We start from the raw sequence: 17,200 nt of genomic DNA on the forward strand, positions 1-17,200 counted from the left end.
GCGGCCGGCGCGGCGGGGCGGGCCCGCGACATGCGCCAAAAGGGGGAGAGGAGATCCTGCTAGCGGATGAGGCTCAGGAACTCGGCCCGGGTCGAGGGGTTGTCGTGGAATTCGCCCAGCATGACGGAGGTCACCATGGACGAGTTCTGCTTTTCCACGCCGCGCATCATCATGCACATGTGCTGGGCTTCGATGACCACGGCCACGCCGGCGGCGTCGGTCACGGACTGCACGGCCTCTGCCACCTGGCGGCTGAGGTTTTCCTGGATCTGCAGGCGGCGCGCGTACATCTCGACGATGCGCGCGACCTTGGACAGGCCCAGCACCTTGCCGTTGGGCAGGTAGGCCACGTGCGCCTTGCCGATGAAGGGCAGCATGTGGTGCTCACAGAGCGAGTACAGCTCAATATTCTTGACCAGCACGATCTCGCGCGTGTCGGAGGTGAACAGCGCGCCGTTGACGATTTCGTCCAGGTTCTGTCCGTAGCCGCGGCACAGGTGGCGCATGGCCTTGGCCGCGCGGGCGGGCGTGTCGGCCAGCCCTTCGCGGGACGGATCTTCCCCTAGTTGTTCGAGAATGGCGGTGTAGTGCTTTTCCAATGACATCGGGGACTCCTGGGGGCGGCGCTGGTTGCGGCGCTTTACTGTGTAGCTTGGTGACGCAAGTCTACCGCAGCGCGGGAAAAGGGTCAGACCGGGACCGGACCCGGCTCAGACCCCTCTGTTTTCCACTGCATACTTGATCAATTCCGCCTGCCCATCTATGCCCAGCTTGCGCTTGATGTTCAGGCGATGGGTCTCCACCGTGCGCACCGACAGCCCCAGCGCCTGCGCGATCTGCTTGTTGGCCTCGCCGCTGGCGATGTGGCGCAGCACGTCGCGTTCGCGCTGCGTCAGCATGGTGGCGGGGGCCGTGGCCTGCGACAGGCGCACCGCCACCGCGGCGCTGAAATAGCTGCGGCCGGCCATGACGGCGTCGATGGCGGTGACGATCTCCTGCGCCGGCTCGTCCTTCAGCAGATAGCCGCGCGCGCCGGCCTTGACCGCCTGCACCATGTATTCGGGGTTGTCGTGCATGGACAGCACCAGCACGGCGATCTGCGGGTAGCGTTCATGCAGCAGGGCGGTCAACTCCAGTCCGCCCACGCCCGGCATGTTCAGGTCCATCAGCGCCAGGTGCGGCAAGGTGCCGCCCTGCGGATCCTCGGCCATGCAGGCGGCCAGGAAGGCCTGGGCGGCGGCGGCGTTGCCGGCTTCGCCCACTACCCGCAGCTGCGGCACGGTTTCCAGGCGCAGGCGCAGCCCGTCCCGCACCAGTGGATGGTCGTCGATCAACAGCAGTCGGATGGCGTCGGTCATGCTTCGGGACTCGCGGGGAGAGGGGCGGCGGGCAGCGGCAGCCAGGCTTGCAGCACCGTGCCGTGGGAGGTGGAGCGGAACGTCAGCGTGCCGGCCAGCGCGTTCATGCGCTCGCGCATATTGCGCAGGCCGATGCCGCGGCGCGGATCCTGCTGCACTTCGGCATAGTCGAAACCGCGGCCGTCGTCGGCGATGGTCAGGCGTAGGTCGCGCGAAGAATAGGCCAGCGTCAGGTCGGCGCGGGTGGCGCCGGCGTGGCGGATGACATTGGTCAGGGCTTCCTGGGTGACGCGGAACAGGGCGGTGGCGTAGGCTTCGGGCAGCTTCACCGGCTGTCCGGCGGTATGCAGGCGCACGGCCAGCGGCGGGGCGCCGTCCTCGCTGGGAATGGCGAACTCCCGGCCCAGGTGTTCCAGCGCGGCCGGCAGGCCCAGGTCATCCAGCAGCGTGGGCCGCAAGTTGTGCGAAATGCGGCGGACCTCGCCCACGGCGGTGTTCAACCGGTCCAGCGCGCCGCCCAGCGGGGTGTCGATGTGGGCGAACTGGCGCGGCTCCGTCGGCAGTGTCTGCCGCAGCCGTTCGCGCGCCGCTTCCAGGGACAGCTTGATCGACACCAGCACCTGGCTGATGCCGTCATGCAGTTCGCGCGAAAGCCGCGCGCGCTCGTCTTCCTGCGAACGCACCAGCTGCCGCGCCATCAGCCGCAGCTTGGCGTCGGACTGGCGGTGGTCGCTGATGTTCAGGGCCAGGCCGCAGGCGGCCACGCCCAGGATCGACACGGCGGCAATCCCTGCCACCCAGGCGAACATGCTGCGGATATTGGCCTGCGCGGCCGCGTCGATGCGTTCCAGCGCTTGCTGCACGTCGTCCAGGTAGATGCCGGTGCCCAGCATCCAGCCCCAGCGCTCCAGCACCACCACGTAGCCCAGCTTTTCCTCGGTCTGGAGGGTGGACGGCTTTTCCCACAGGTAATGCACCGCTTCGCCGTCCTGGCCGCCGCGCCGGGCGGCCGTCAGCAGGTTCTGGATGACCGGCTGGCCCTTGGTGTCGCGCAGTTCCCAGAGGTCCTGGCCGACCAGTTCCGGCTGGCGCGGGTGCATCAGGTTCCTGCCCTGCAGGTCGTAGACGAAAAAATAGCCGTCGTGGCCGAATTCCATCTGCGCCAGCAGGTCGAGCGCGCGCTGGCGGGTGGCGTCGTCGTCGGCCGCCGCCTGCAGCGGCGCGATGGCGCTGTAGGCCAGGTTGACGTAGTGGCGCAGCTCGCCTTCCTTGCTGGCCAGCCAGGCGCTTTCCACCACTTGTTTTTCGCGCTGCGCCAGTTGCAGGCCCTGCACGTAGACGGCCACCGTGATGGCGGCGACAGCCACCAGCAGGGGCACCGCGGCAAGCAGCAGGATTTTCAGGCGCAGCTTCATGAAGGATTTGTATCAGCGCGAACGCGTTTATTGCGGCGCAGCATTTTACGTTCCGCAATCAGGGTCGGGAAATTCCAGCATGGATTTTACGGTTTCCGCCAAATCATGCTGCGGCGCATTGCGTAGTAACACGTAGCGGACTTGCGTAGTTTCGCGCTTGTTGCTGCGTGGTCAAAACGAAATACTAGCGTCCGCGTCGACACGGCGCTGCGTGGACGCGCGCGTCCACCACCCCACAACAATGAGTCTGCCTTCCGCGGGACGATAAAAGCGTTTCACGCCAAAAGCATGGCGGGAGGCAAGAGGAGCACTTATGCAAACCAGCAGTAAGGGACTGGGTCAGCACCTGGTCTGGCTGGCGGTTGCGGTACTGGGCGCGTTCGCGCTGGGTACCGTGGCGCTGGCCAGAGGGGAGACCATCAATGCGCTATGGGTGGTGATCGCCGCCGTATGCGTGTATTTGATCGCATACCGTTACTACAGCCGCTTCATCGCCAAGAACGTCTTCCAGCTGGATCCGACGCGCATGACGCCGGCATGGAAGCACAACGACGGCCTGGACTACGTGCCCACCAACAAGCACGTGCTGTTCGGCCACCACTTCGCCGCCATCGCCGGCGCCGGCCCCCTGGTGGGCCCGGTGCTGGCCGCGCAGATGGGTTATCTGCCGGGCATGCTGTGGATACTGGCCGGCGTGGTGTTCGCCGGCGCCGTGCAGGACTTCACCATCCTCTTCATCTCGACCCGCCGCGACGGCCGTTCGCTGGGTGACCTGGTCAAGTCCGAACTGGGCAAGATCCCGGGCGTGATCGCGCTGTTCGGCGCTTTCATGATCATGGTCATCATCCTGGCCGTGCTGGCGCTGATCGTGGTCAAGGCGCTGACACATTCGCCCTGGGGCACCTTCACGGTGGCCGCGACCATCCCCATCGCGCTGTTCATGGGCGTGTACCTGCGCTACATCCGCCCGGGCAAGATCGGCGAAGTGTCCATCATCGGCTTCGTCGGCCTGATGGCCGCCATCACCTTCGGCCAGGACGTGGCCGCGCACCCGGTGATCGGACCGATGTTCGACTTCGACGGCAAGGGCCTGACCTGGATCCTGATCATCTACGGCTTCATCGCCTCGGTGCTGCCGGTGTGGCTGCTGCTGGCCCCGCGCGACTACCTGTCGACCTTCCTCAAGATCGGGACCATCGTCGGCCTGGCCATCGGCATCGTGGTGGTGGCGCCCGAGCTGAAAATGCCCGCGCTGACCCAGTTCGTCGACGGCACCGGTCCGGTGTGGTCGGGCAATCTGTTCCCGTTCCTCTTCATCACCATCGCCTGCGGCGCGGTGTCGGGCTTCCACGCCCTGATCTCCTCGGGCACCACGCCCAAGCTGATCGAGAACGAAACCCAGGCCCGCTACATCGGCTACGGCGGCATGCTGATGGAATCCTTCGTCGCCATCATGGCGCTGGTGGCGGCTTGCGTGATCGAGCCGGGCATCTACTACGCCATGAACAGCCCGGCAGCCGTGATCGGCACCACCCCCGACCAGGTCGCCCAGGTAGTGTCCAGCTGGGGCTTCGTGGTGACGCCGGCCGACCTGATCCAGACCGCCAAGGACGTGGGCGAAAGCACCATCATCTCCCGCGCCGGCGGCGCGCCCACCCTGGCCGTGGGCATGGCCCACATCCTGCACCAGGCCATCGGCGGCCCGGGCATGATGGCCTTCTGGTACCACTTCGCCATCCTGTTCGAAGCGCTCTTCATCTTGACGGCGGTCGACGCCGGCACCCGCGCTGGCCGCTTCATGCTGCAGGACTTGCTGGGCACATTCGCCCCGACGCTCAAGCGCACCGACTCGTTGCCCGCCAACCTGATCGCCACCGGCCTGTGCGTGGCGGCCTGGGGCTACTTCCTGTACCAGGGCGTGGTGGATCCGCTGGGCGGCATCAACACGCTGTGGCCGCTGTTCGGCATCGCCAACCAGATGCTGGCCGCGATCGCGCTGACCCTGGGCACCGTGGTGCTGTTCAAGATGAAGCGCGACCGCTACGCATGGGTGACGGTGCTGCCGACCTTGTGGCTGCTGGCATGCACGCTGACCGCCGGCTGGCAGAAGCTGTTCCACGCCGACCCGCGCGTCAGCTTCCTGGCGCATGCCGACAAGTACAACGCGGCCATCGCCGAAGGCAAGGTCCTGGCTCCAGCCAAGTCCCTGGGCGAAATGTCGCGCGTGGTCCTCAACGACTACATCAACGCCGGCCTCTGCGCGATCTTCATCTTCGTGGTGGTGAGCATCGTGGTGTTCGGGCTGCGTTCGGTGCAGCGCGCGCGCAACGAGAACAAGCCCACCTCGCGCGAAATGCCGTACGAAACGCTGCCGGCCGCTGCCGGCGCGGACTGAGCGAAAGGGGAGACGACGCATGCTGTTCACCAACATGAGTTCCGCGGCCGGCGCCGCCGGCCGCTACCTGGGGCAGACGCTCCGGCTGATGGTCGGCGTGCCGGACTATGAAACCTATGTGGCGCACATGCGGCGCACGCACCCCGACCAGGAGCCGATGACGTACGAAGCATTTTTCCGCGAGCGTCAGGACGCGCGCTATGGCGGGAAGAAGCGGATCGGCTGCTGCTGACAGACAAGGCCTCGCTCGCGAGGCCTTTTTTTCGTCCAGCAGCTTCTAGGCGCCGGGTGCTTCCGCCTTTCTGCGCAGCTTTTCGGCGTAGATGACCAAGGGCACCGCCCCAATGGCGCACAGCGACATCACCAGGAATCCCCCCGGCGCATAGCTGCGGTACAGCGCGCCGCCCAGCTGGATGCTGGCGAACATGAAGACCCCGCCGGATAACAACGCATAGAGCGCAATGGCCGAGGTCTTGATCGCCGCAGGCACGTGGCGCGTGATGTACCACATGATGGCGGCGTTGTTGCCCGCCAGCGTGAAGCACTGCAGTAGCTGCAGCGCGGCGATCAGCGTGGGATCGGTGGTGGCGGATAGTCCGGCCCAACGGATCGCGGTCATGACGGCGGACGCCAGGATCAGCCACTGCGCGCCCGTGCGGGCCAGGATGCGGGGCGCCAGGAAGAAGAACAGGACCTCGCTGGCCACGCCCACCACCCACAGCATCGAAATCAGCGAGGTCGACAGCCCGCTGGCGGTCCAGTACAGCGTGGAATAGGAATAGAGAAAGCCGTTGCTGGCCTGGACCAACGAGGCCGCTGCGATGCACATCAGCAGCGGGCGGTCGCGCAGGACCTCGAGCATGGGCAGGCGCACCGCAGGCGCCGGCGCTTCGCCGGCGGCGGGGCGCGCCGCGCGGGGCAGCAGCCGTACGCAGGCCAGGCAGGCGATGATGAGCAGGATCGACAGCCACATCACCCAGTCGGCGTCGAAGGTCTTGATCAGGTAGCCGCCGGCCACGGTGACCACGGCAAAGCCCAGCGAGCCGCAGGCGCGCATGACGGTGTAGGAGCTGCCCTGGCCGCGGCCGCTGGCGATGGCCATGCGGTCCATCAGCGGCAGCACCGCCGGGAAGACGGCATTGAGCAGCAGGGTGATGGCCAGCAGCCAGGCGGGCGTGCTGCCGAACGGGTAGCAGACGAACAGCACCAGCGAGGCCGCCAGCGCCGCGGCGATCAGGGCGTGCGCGCGGCCGGTCTGGTCGGCCACGTGCGCGACGACCGGCGTGGAAAGGATCTTGGGCAGGAAGGACGTGGCGACGATCAGGCCGATGAAGGCGGGATCCAGGCCGCGGCTGGCAAACCACAGGGGCAGAAACGGAATGCTGACCCCCTGCAGGCCGTAATACAGGAAGTAAAACCCGTGCAGGGCGATGGCGCCTTGCCTGGCGTCGGGATTGCCGCGCATAGCGATGAATGGATCCAGCTAGATTGACGCGGCGTAGCATACTCCTAGCCGGGCTGGATTTCAGAAGCGGCGGAGCCTTGACGCAGGGCATGGTCAAAGAAGCGGTGGCGCCTTGATCCAGGACATTGGCAAAAGTGCGCGGGCGGAATTACGCTAACGGAGTCGTGGCGTGCATGAGCTGCGCCGCGCGTGCGTTTTCACCATCATTCCTAGGAGTTGCGACCCATGGCCAAGAAACTGGATGAGAAGACCACCAAAGCCCTGAAAGAGCGGCGCAAGCGGCCGCTGGCGACGCCGACCGACCTGGCGTCGGCCGCCACCAGGGATATTTCCGCCGCGCTGAACCAGATACTGGCCGACGTGTTCGCGCTGTATCTCAAGACCAAGAACTTCCACTGGCATGTCAGCGGGCCGCATTTCCGCGACTACCACCTGCTGCTCGACGAGCAGGGCGACCAGCTGTTCGCCATGACGGACCCCATCGCGGAACGCATCCGCAAGATCGGCGGCACGACGCTGCGGTCCATCGGCCATATCGCGCGCTCGCAGCGCATCTCGGACAACGACGCGGACTATGTGCAGCCCCTGGACATGCTGGCCGAGCTGCGCGAGGACAACAAGGTCCTGGCCGCGGCGCTGCGCGAAGCGCACAACATCACCGATGAGCACCGCGACATCGCCAGCTCCAGCTTGATCGAAAACTGGATCGATGAAACCGAGAGGCGCACGTGGTTCCTGTTCGAGGCCAGCCGGGAAGGGGATTCGACGGGTCATTGAAGCGGCCCCTGCTGCGCGCCGTTGGCCGGCCGCAGCGGGTGTCTGGACCATAGGGAGGCGGACCGCGGGTCTGCTTTTTTTTGGGGGGTGGGCTGACGCTTGTCCGAAAATTCCTGCGGATTCTGGCGCACTCGGTGCGAAATTGCGCCCCACCATCAATAATGATTACAATTCCCATTCTTAAAAACTCATGAAGCGGTCGCGCTACGGCCATGTCGTCCTTGCCATCTTTGGAGCACCGCGAGCTTGGCTTGCTCTACCGCGATCATCACGGCTGGCTGCGTGGATGGCTGCTGCGGCGCTTGAATGTGCCCGCCGAAGCCGCCGACCTGGCTCAGGACACGTTTTTGCGCCTGTTGGCGTCGCCCGCATCCATGGCCCAGTTGCAGGGCGTCAGGCAGCCTCGCAGTTTTTTGGCCACGGTGGCACAACGCACGCTGGTGGACCACATCCGGCGCCAGGTACTGGAGCGCGCCTGGCTGGAGACCCTGGCTCAACAGCCGGAGGCCCATGCGATCTCGCCCGAAACTCAAGCCATCCTGCTGGAAACGATCCGCGAGATCGACGCCATGCTGCACGGCCTGGGCGAGAAGGTGAGGCGCGCCTTCCTCATGTCCCAACTTGAAGGCGCAAGCTACGCAGACATTGCGACCAAGCTGGGCGTGACGGTCAGTTCGGTGAAGAAGTACATGGCGCGCGCGACCGAGCATTGCCTGGTCTACGCCTTGGAACGGCAATAGGCGAGCGATGGCGGACAAGACTATCGCCGCGGCGGCGCAATGGTATGCGCGACTGTGCGCCGATGACGTCAGCGCGGCCGATGTGACGGCGCATGGCCGCTGGCTGGCGGCCGATCCCGAACATGCGCGCATCTGGAGCCAGGTGGAACGCCTGCGCGGCGCCTTGAATGCGGCGCCCGCCCGGCTCGCCGCAGATGCGCTCAATCGCGCAGACCTTCACTTCGCGCGCCGACGCACTGCGCTGCGGTCCGGCCTGGGGGCGGCGGCGCTCTTCGGCGCCGGTGGCTTGCTGGCTTGGCGCACCCTGCCGATCGAGCAGATGGCGGCCGGTTATCTGGCCGACTACCGCATGGGCACGGGCGAACGGCGCGAACTGTTGCTGGCGGATGGCACGTTGCTGTGGCTGGACAGCGCCAGCGCGGTAGACGTGACGGTGGACGCGCGCGGCCGGCACATCACCGTCCATGCAGGCGAGATCCTGATCGATACCGAACGCGCCGCTCCGGGCTTGCCGCCCCTGCGGGTGACGACGCGGCATGGCACGGTGCGCCCGCTGGGGACGCGTTTTACCGTCAGGCGGCAGGACATGCACACGCGTGTCGCGGTGCTGCGGCATGCGGTGGAACTGCAGCCCGCCGATGGGGGAGAGCCGCTGGTGCTGAACGCGGGCGAGCAGGGCGTTCTGGAGACCTCGGCAGCCCGCCATGAAGGCGCCATCACCAGTGAACCCGACGCCTGGACCCGCGGTTTGTTGATCGTGGACGACCTGCGGCTGGGCGATTTCGTTGCGCAGCTGGACCGCTACCGTCCCGGCCGCTTGAGCTGCGACGAGGCGGTGGCACCGTTGCGCGTGTCGGGCGCATTCCCGATCGACGACACTGACCGCGCGCTGGCCGCGGTGGAACGTGCGCTGCCCGTGCGCATTTCCCGCTTTACGCGCTACTACACCCGGATCGTCGCCCGCGGCTGATTTATTTGCGTCTGGCATTGTCCTTTTTCCGTGCTCGTCCGACTTAGCAGGGATTACGTCGGATTTGATACACGGAAAACCTGAGCTTATGCCTTTCGCTACCTCCTTCCATCGCCCTCCAAGTTCCCTGGCGCCGATTGCGGGCGCTGTCTTTGCTGCAATGATGGCGGTGACCTTGGCCCCGCCCGCATTGGCGCAGGCCGTACCCTCGGCCGATGCGGCTCGTTCCTATGATGTGCCGGCCGGTCCCTTGGGCCTGGCGCTCAGCCGCTTTGCCGCCCAGGCGGGCGTGGTGCTGTCGTTCGACGCCCAATTGACGCAAGGCAGGCAAAGCGCGGGCCTGCGGGGGCAGTACGGCATTGCTTCGGGGCTGGCAACCATGTTGTCGGGGACCGGGCTGGAGGCTGTCAGCCAGGGCGGCAACAACTATGGGCTGCGCCTCGTCAGCGCGCAGACGCTAGCGCCCGTCGAGGTGCTGGGCTCGCGCGAACCGGCGCCCAGCGAAGGCTCGGGCTCGTATACCGTGGGCCTGTCCACTACCGCCACCAAGCTGCCGATGACGCTGCGCGAGACGCCACAATCGGTATCGGTGATGACGCGCGAACGCTTGTCGGACCAGGGGCTCAACACGCTGGAGGACGCCATTGCGAACACGCCCGGCCTGACTTTCAAAAAGAAAGGGTCGGCCGACGACAACGAAAAGGGCCTGTACGCGCGCGGCATGGAAGTCACCAACATGCAGGTGGATGGCGTGCCCACGCACAAGGACTTTAATGCGCTGGGGCTGGATACCGCGCTGTATGACCGGATCGAAGTGGTGCGCGGTTCGACCGGCCTGTTGAACGGCGCTGGCAATCCCGCGGCGTCGATCAATCTGGTGCGCAAGCGTCCAACCCGCGAGTTCGAGGCCGGCGTGGGTGCGGCCGTCGGGTCCTGGGACTACCGGCGCGCGGAATTCGATCTGGGCAGCCCGCTGGACGAAGCCGGCAAGTTGCGCGGCCGCCTGGTTGGCGCGTGGCAGGAGGGCGGTTCGTTCATCGACCGCGTCAAGCAGGATTCGCAGTTGCTTTATGGGGTGGTCGAGGCCGACCTGGCCGAACGCACGCTGCTCACCGTGGGCGCGGAGTATCAGCGCAAGAAGTGCACGGCGTGCTCTTACTTCGGGTTCCCTGCCGCTTACGCGGACGGTTCGAAGACGGATTTCCGCCAGCGTTTCAACTCGGCGACCAACTGGAGCCGCCAGGAACGCACGCGCTACAACGTGTTCGCCACGCTCGATCATGAGTTCGCGCCGCTGTGGAAGGGGTCGGTGACCGTATCCCGCACCGGAGACGACAATGACCGCACCTATGGCTGGTTCAGCAGTAACGGTTGGGCAGACCCGGCGACGGGCGGCGGCGCCTCGGTCTGGGTCGCCAAATGGCCCATCCCCAAGACGCAGAATGCGGTCGACGCAAGCCTGAGCGGCGCATTCGACGCCTTCGGCCGTCGACATGACCTGGTGGTGGGCGCAAGCGCCTCGCGCACTAGGGGCGACTACGACATGTATCCGCTTTGGACGGCGCCGGGCTACGACGCGAAGATTCCAGACATTCGCGACTGGAATGGCGACGTGCCCGAACCGGACTGGCAGACCACGGGCAAGCGTTACTACACAGAGAAGCAGGCGTCGATCTACGGCGCGTTGCGCCTGCGTCCCACCGACGCGTTGTCCGTGGTGCTGGGATCGCGCGTGACCTGGTGGGACCAGCAGGCCTCGTACAACTACAACGATGGTTCGTCCTACCCGGACAATATGCGGGAGCAGGGCGTCTACACCCCGTATGCCGGCGTGGTCTACGACCTCACCAGCACGTTGTCCGCCTATGCCAGCTATACCAGCATCTTCCAGCCGCAACAGGCGCAGAGCGTGTCGGGCAGCGTACTGGCTCCCATCAAAGGCAATACCTACGAGATCGGTCTGAAGTCAGCCCTGCTGGACGGCCGCTTGAACGCGGCGTTGGCCCTGTTCCGGACCCGCCAGGACAACTACGCCATGTTGGATGGCGACCGCCTGGCGCCGAACGGCGACAACGCCTATGTCGCCGCCGACGGCGCGGTGATGCGCGGCGTGGAAGCCGAAATCAGCGGCGAACTGACCCCGGGTTGGCAGATGCAATTGTCCTATGCGTACGTGGACCGCCGCCTGCCGCAAGGGTTCACCACGCAAGTCGGCCTGCCGCGCCACATCGCCAAGCTGTACACCACCTATCGCCTGTCCGGTGCATTGAACGCCCTGACGGTGGGGGGCGGCTTGCGCTGGGAGAGCGGCAGCGAGTACACCAGCCGCGGACCTGGTGGACAGCCGTTCGAGTCGTCGCAAAGCGGCTATGCCCTGGTGGACCTGATGGCGCGGTATCAGTTCAGCCGGCAGTGGTCGGCGACCTTGAACCTGAACAACGTGTTCGACAAGAAGTACTACGCAAGCACGAACGTATACAGCAACTACTACGGCGCGCCATTTAGCGCCATGCTGGGCGTGAACTACAGGTATTGAGCGCAGGGCGGGCCAGGGCGGATGCTGTTTGCGCGCGTGTCAGCCGTGCTTCCCGAAACCGCCGCTGGCCCACTCCGATGCGCGCTGCACGCTCAGCTTGTACGTCGGTGCGACCTGGGTTTGGGCCAGTTGCTCGCCGGATTCATCGTAGGCGCTCAGTACGGCATACGGCTCGTCTTCATCGGGAACGATATCCAGCTTGACGGTCAGACGGCCGGCGGCGGCGTCGATCTTCACGCTCTTGTGCAGCGTCGCGTGCAATTGCTGCTCGTGGCGGCGCAGAACTTCCCGGGCGGTCTTGACCAGCGTGATGAAGGCGGGCGAGTCGAGCGGCTTGGGGTTCTTCTTATCGCGGCCCATGGTCCACGGGCCGACCAGGGCCGGCTCGGCTTCGCCGTCCATGGTCATCTCCACGGCCCAGCCGTCGTCCTCTTCATTCTTGATGATGCGGGCGGTCCAGCCGTCGTCGCGCCACAGTGTGGGTTGCTGCTCTTTGCGGTCTTCGGGGGATTCCGTTTCCGGATTGTGGGTATCGTTCACTGCTGTACTTCTCCTGGACTCGTTTGCCGGCAGGGCCGCGATTGGGGGGCATTGCAGCTCCCAGCTTGCGTCGGAAACCGTTGCCGCAGCGCAAGCGCTATCGTGATGGCGGCAATTCCGCCTGCCGACAATAGGGTGCCGGCAACGCCGGTCTTGGCCAGCATGATACCGCCCAGCGTTGCGCCGCAGCCGATGGCGCCGTTGAGCACTGCGGTATGTCCGGCTGCGGCCGATGTTGCCGCGTTGCTGGCGGCGCGCCTCAGGCCACGGCGGCTTCGTCGTAGGCGCGCAGTTGCTGCCCCAGCTCCGCGACGAATTGCGGTTGGTGGATGATGTCCAGATGGCGGGCCTGTGCCACCATGCTCACCGCCACGGATTGGGCCAGTTGTTGCCAATCGAACGGCTGTGCCGTCTCGGCAGCCTGCCAATGGTGTAGCTGCAGCGGGGCGGGGGTATGTTGCCACCGGTCGAGCGCGGCGCCGCAGTCGATCTCCATCCACAGCTTGCTTTCCGCCGCGTCGATGCCTTCGCCGTCTAGCGGCAAACCGTTGTCGCCGGCGTCGAGCAATTGGCGATAACAGCCCCGCAGGCGCGCCGGCGACATTCGGGCCAGCAGTTGGCGCCAGCGCCCCGCCATGCTGGATTGCGCCAGCCAGCGCTCGCATAGCTGCAGCGCCTCTTTCTGCGCCGCTTCGTCCAGCGCCGGGCCATCCTGCGCGCGGATTTCCACGACATCCGCCAGCCCGACCAGGCCCAGCGTCACCTGGCCATGCAACCGTATCGCCACTTCGTACACCAGATGCCCGCCCACGGACCAGCCCAGTAGATGGCATGGGCCATTGCCCACGCAGTGCCGGATGTAGGTCGCCATTTCGTCGGCCAGCGCGGCGATGTTAAACCCCTGCCAGCGGTTCGGCGTCAGGACATGACTGGCGAAGCAATGCACCGGCCGGATGCCTTGCTGAGCTTGGACGATGCTGGCGAATTCGCCGCCGTTGACCAAGATGCCGGGCAGGATGAACAGCGGCGTGCCGCGCGCCGCGCTGTGGGTCACCGTCACCTGCACCCGGCTGCCGCAGGGCTGCCGTACCAGCTGTTGCGCCATGGCGGCCAACTGCGGCGTGCGCATAAGCTCCAGCAGCGTGAGGCTGCCCTCGCCGAAGTGGCGGTGGATGCGCTGCAGCAAGGTCAGCGCCAGTAGCGAATGTCCGCCAAGTTCGAAGAAGCTGTCGTGGCGGCCGACCCGGGCCACGCCCAGCACGTTGGCCCAGATGGCGGCCAGTTGTGTCTCCAGCTCGCCTTGCGGCGCCGCGTAGGCGGTGGTTGCGGCAAAGTCAGGGGCCGGCAGTGCCTTGCGGTCGACCTTGCCATTGGGGTTGAGCGGCAGGTTGTCCAGCAGCACGAAGGCCGAGGGCACCATGTAATCGGGCAGATGGGCGGCCAGGGCGTTGCGCAAGTGCGTGACCTCGATCGTCGTGTCGGCGGTGGCCGATACATAAGCCACCAGGCGCGCGGCGCCGGCCTCGTGCCGGGCCACCACCACGGCCTCGCGTATTGCCTCCAGTGCCAGCAGCTGGGCTTCGATTTCGCCCAATTCGATCCGGAAGCCGCGGATCTTGACCTGATGGTCGATGCGGCCGAGGTATTCCAGCTGGCCGTCGTTGTTCCAGCGCACCAGGTCGCCGGTGCGGTAGAGGCGTCCGCCGGCCTCGTCGAAGGGATCGGCGACGAAGCGCTCGGCCGTGAGACCAGGGCGGTTGAGGTAACCGCGGGCCAGGCCATAGCCGCCTAGATACAGTTCGCCGGTAACGCCGGGTGGGGCTAGACGCAGCTCGGCGTCCAGCACATATGCCACGCGGTCGCCCACCGGGCGGCCGATTGGCGCATAGGCCGAGTGGCAAGGCTCATCCAGGTCGGATTTCCACAGCACCGGCGTCACCACGGTTTCGGTGGGGCCATAACCATTGATCAAGGTGCGTGCACGCAGGTGTTGCCGTACGCCGGCCAGGGTATCGGCCGGCATGGCTTCGCCGCCGAACGAGCACAGCTGCAGCTGGTGCGGCTGCGGTGCCTGGCGCGCGGCCTCCATCACCTCGCGCAGATAGGCCGGGGGGAAACCGCCATGCGTGGCCTGCCAGCGGGTGATGGCCTGTAGCGTCTGGCTGGGCGTCCATAGTGCGGCATCGCGCAGTAGCACGGCGCCGCCGGCATGCAGAATGGTCAGTAGTCGTTCATGCGCGCCATCGAAGGCAAAGGAAAGGAAGTGCAGCTCGCGGGTTTGCGGCCCCATGCCGTATAGCGGTGCGGTGGCCTGGCAATGCATGCTGATAGGGCCGTGTGCCACCGCGACGCCCTTGGGCTGGCCGGTGGAGCCGGAGGTATAGATCACATAGGCGAGCTGTTCGCCATGCACCGTCACTTGTGGTGCGGAGGCCGGGTAGTCGGCCTGGGGCGGGGCATCGAGGTGCAGTACCGGCACGGCGGTGGCGGGCAGGCGGTGTTGCAGCTGGGAGTGGGTCATCAGCAGGCCGAGGCCGGCATCGTTGACCATGTAGGCCAGGCGATCAGTGGGGTAGTCGGGGTCGAGCGGCACATAGGCGCCGCCCGCCTTGAGGATGGCGAGCAGGCCGACGACCATGTCCACCGAACGCTCCGAGGCGATGCCGACGCGCGTTTCGGGCCGCACGCCGAGTTCGATCAGCCGATGGGCCAGGCGGTTGGCGCGGGCATCGAGCTCGCGGTAGCTGAGCTGGGTGTCCTCGAACACCAGGGCGATGGCGTTGGGCTGGGCGGCGGCCTGGGCTTCGAACAGCCGATGCACCGGTTCGACCTCGGGGTAGCGGGTGGGATTGACCCCCCACTGCTGCAGCTGCTGGCGTTCCGCGTCCGAGAGCAGCGCCACCTCGTCGATGGGGGTGTCCGGCGCGTAGGCCAGGGCGGTGAGCAAGGCCAGGTAATGGCCGCTCCAGCGTTGGACGGTGGCCTCGTCGAACAGTTCGCGGGCGTAATCGAAGCTCAAGGTGAGTTGGCCTTGGGCATCCTCGTTGCTGTTGAGCGCCAGCTCGAACTGGGCCCCGCGCTCGCCCAGGGGGTAATCGCTGATGGCGAGGCCGGACAATTGCTGCAGCGTGCTGCTGCCCTCTTGCAGATGGTTGAACATCACCTGGAACAGCGGGGAAACGCCCAGGGTGCGCTCCGGCTGCAGGGCCTCGACCAATTGTTCGAACGGCAAATCCTGATGGGCCTGCGCGCCTATGGCCTGCTCGCGGGTCTGGGCCAGCAGCTCGGCCAAGGTGCTGTGGCCGGCCACTTGACCGCGCAGCACCTGGGTATTGACGAACAAGCCCACCACGGCCTCGGTCTCGACACGATGGCGGTTGGCGATGGGCACGCCGACGCGGATATCGGCCAGGCCGCTATGGCGATGCAGCAAGGCCTGGAAGGCGCTGAGCAGCAGCATGAACAGGGTACTGCCGGTGCGTTTACCGACGGTGCGCAAGGCTTGGGTCAAGGGGGGCGGCAGGGTCAATTGCACATAGGCCGTCTGGTAGGCGCCATCGGCGCGGCGCGGACGGTCGGCCGGCAGTTGCAGCACGGGATGGTCGCCGCCGAGCTGGGCGGTCCAATAGGTCAACTGGCGTTCGCGCTCGCCGGCCTCCAGCCACTGGCGCTGCCACAGGGCGTAGTCGGCATAGTCGATGGGCAGGGGCGCCAGGGTGGCTTCGGCTCCACTCAGCGCGGCCTGATAGAGCTGGACGACCTCCTCGAGGATACGCTGCAGGGACCAACCATCGGCCACGATATGGTGCAGCACCAGCACCAGGATGGCCTCGTCGTCGGTGGCGTGGAGCAGGCCGACGCGCAGCAGGGGCCCGCAGGCCAGATCAAAGGGGGCACGCTGCAGGGCGGTAGCGGTTTGGTGCAGGGCGGCTTCGCGCTCATGCTGTGGCTGGGTGCGCAGATTATGTTGGGTGAGGGCAAAGGGCGCGGGGGGCAGGATGTGCTGCAGCACGGCACCGTCGTCAGCGATGGTGAAGACGGTGCGCAAGGCCTTGTGGCGGGCGACCAGAGTGGTGAAGGCGCGCTGCAGCACGGCACCGTCGATCCGGCCATGCAGGCGCAAGGCGCCGGAGATGTGGTAGGCCGAGCTCTCCGGCTCCAACTGCCACAGGAAATGCATGCGCTGTTGGCTGTAGGAGGCGGTTTCCGTGGCCTGCGCGTGCTGGCGCTGCAGGATGGGAAACTGGCCGATGGTCCACCCTTCGGTCTGCAATTTCTGATACACCGCGCGACGCTGTTCGGCGCCCAGGGCCGAAAATTTCTTGGCGATACGTTGTAAAACGCTGTTGTCCTGATCCATCCGTCGGGCTCCGCAATGTGTACCGGCAGGTGCCGGTAAGGCCATACGGTGATGACGGGCCAGCGGAACGCTTGTTTAGGGTCTGTTCTGTACGCTCAGACTGCAGTGATGGATGAACCCGGCATCAAGCACCCGGCGAAGCCGGGCGCTCACCGGTTTTGGCGGACGATCCCGCGATTCTCTCTACTTGATTCCACTCCCCCCGCCCTCGCCAGCAGCGAGGGAGTCTCGCTGCGCTGGTCCGTATTGCAAACCGAAGTTTTCGAATTCCGCACAATCTCAGGCGCATAAGGATGCTTACAGCAATGAATCGATAAAGGCGTCCACGTCGGCCAACGCTGCGGCACGCTGCGGCGCGGCAGGGCTGACCCTGAACTGCGCCGCCTGCCCGTGGCCGATACATAGACCACCAGGCTAGCGGCGGCGGCCTCGTGGCGGGCCACCACCACGGCCTCGCGTATACCCCCCTGTGCCAGCAGCTGGGCGCTACGTTCAGCTCGTGTGCCGTACCCATCGCCCACCTAGCGTGCTTTCGCGTCTCGGCGACATCGCTGTCCCGGTTGTGCTGGAAGGGCAAAGCTTGCGGGTGTTTGGCGCCAGTGCACGCGCTGGCGGTGCTAAACAAATCCGCCGTGCTTGCGTCT

12 protein-coding genes are annotated in these 17,200 nt (G+C 66.1%); 6 read left to right on the plus strand and 6 right to left on the minus strand.

What is annotated here, in order from left to right; translation table 11 throughout:
* Positions 1-59: 59 nt before the first annotated feature.
* The 3 genes from folE to IPU70_RS12270 all read right to left on the minus strand — a co-directional run bounded on the left by folE (position 60) and on the right by IPU70_RS12270 (position 2,773).
* Positions 60-605: a GTP cyclohydrolase I FolE gene (folE, locus tag IPU70_RS12260; RefSeq protein ID WP_062682444.1), complete on the minus strand. Its 546-nt coding sequence runs from the start codon at positions 603-605 to the stop codon at positions 60-62.
* Between the two features lie 105 nt (positions 606-710).
* On the minus strand, positions 711-1,358 hold the full coding sequence (locus IPU70_RS12265) for a response regulator transcription factor (protein WP_207467603.1): 648 nt from the start codon (positions 1,356-1,358) through the stop codon (positions 711-713).
* On the minus strand, positions 1,355-2,773 hold the full coding sequence (locus IPU70_RS12270) for a cache domain-containing protein (protein WP_207467605.1): 1,419 nt from the start codon (positions 2,771-2,773) through the stop codon (positions 1,355-1,357). Before IPU70_RS12270 ends, IPU70_RS12265 begins: the two co-directional genes overlap by 4 nt.
* 313 nt (positions 2,774-3,086) lie before the next feature.
* Here IPU70_RS12270 and IPU70_RS12275 point away from each other — a divergent pair, with 313 nt between their 5' ends.
* Positions 3,087-5,168, plus strand: coding sequence for a carbon starvation CstA family protein (locus tag IPU70_RS12275; RefSeq protein ID WP_207467606.1), 2,082 nt, complete (start codon positions 3,087-3,089; stop codon positions 5,166-5,168).
* A gap of 19 nt (positions 5,169-5,187) precedes the next feature.
* Complete coding sequence (locus IPU70_RS12280; RefSeq protein ID WP_013393534.1) at positions 5,188-5,400, plus strand: YbdD/YjiX family protein; 213 nt, start codon at positions 5,188-5,190, stop codon at positions 5,398-5,400.
* 45 nt (positions 5,401-5,445) lie between these two features.
* Here the strand turns inward: IPU70_RS12280 and IPU70_RS12285 are convergent, their stop codons facing one another.
* Entirely contained in the window at positions 5,446-6,633 is a 1,188-nt protein-coding gene (locus tag IPU70_RS12285; RefSeq protein WP_207467607.1) for an MFS transporter, read from the minus strand.
* Positions 6,634-6,858: 225 nt separating this feature from the next.
* Here IPU70_RS12285 and IPU70_RS12290 point away from each other — a divergent pair, with 225 nt between their 5' ends.
* The 4 genes from IPU70_RS12290 (at position 6,859) to IPU70_RS12305 (ending at position 11,656) form a co-directional block, all read left to right on the plus strand.
* On the plus strand, positions 6,859-7,410 hold the full coding sequence (locus IPU70_RS12290; RefSeq protein WP_013393536.1) for a Dps family protein: 552 nt from the start codon (positions 6,859-6,861) through the stop codon (positions 7,408-7,410).
* 212 nt (positions 7,411-7,622) lie between these two features.
* A complete protein-coding gene (locus tag IPU70_RS12295) occupies positions 7,623-8,150 on the plus strand; it encodes a sigma-70 family RNA polymerase sigma factor (RefSeq protein WP_207467608.1) in 528 nt (175 codons plus the stop codon).
* 7 nt (positions 8,151-8,157) lie between these two features.
* Positions 8,158-9,120: a FecR domain-containing protein gene (locus tag IPU70_RS12300; protein ID WP_207467609.1), complete on the plus strand. Its 963-nt coding sequence runs from the start codon at positions 8,158-8,160 to the stop codon at positions 9,118-9,120.
* Between the two features lie 169 nt (positions 9,121-9,289).
* Positions 9,290-11,656: a TonB-dependent siderophore receptor gene (locus tag IPU70_RS12305; protein WP_371818933.1), complete on the plus strand. Its 2,367-nt coding sequence runs from the start codon at positions 9,290-9,292 to the stop codon at positions 11,654-11,656.
* Between the two features lie 39 nt (positions 11,657-11,695).
* On the opposite strand, the gene IPU70_RS12310 is transcribed toward IPU70_RS12305, so the two are convergent.
* Positions 11,696-12,196 (minus strand): hypothetical protein, encoded by a 501-nt coding sequence (locus IPU70_RS12310; protein WP_207467611.1) that lies wholly within the window; start codon positions 12,194-12,196, stop codon positions 11,696-11,698.
* 259 nt (positions 12,197-12,455) lie between these two features.
* A complete protein-coding gene (locus IPU70_RS12315) occupies positions 12,456-16,556 on the minus strand; it encodes a non-ribosomal peptide synthetase (protein ID WP_207467612.1) in 4,101 nt (1,366 codons plus the stop codon).
* Positions 16,557-17,200: the final 644 nt, after the last annotated feature.

The organism is Achromobacter sp. SD115 (assembly GCF_017355315.1).
GTDB classification, from domain to species: domain Bacteria; phylum Pseudomonadota; class Gammaproteobacteria; order Burkholderiales; family Burkholderiaceae_B; genus Achromobacter; species Achromobacter xylosoxidans_B.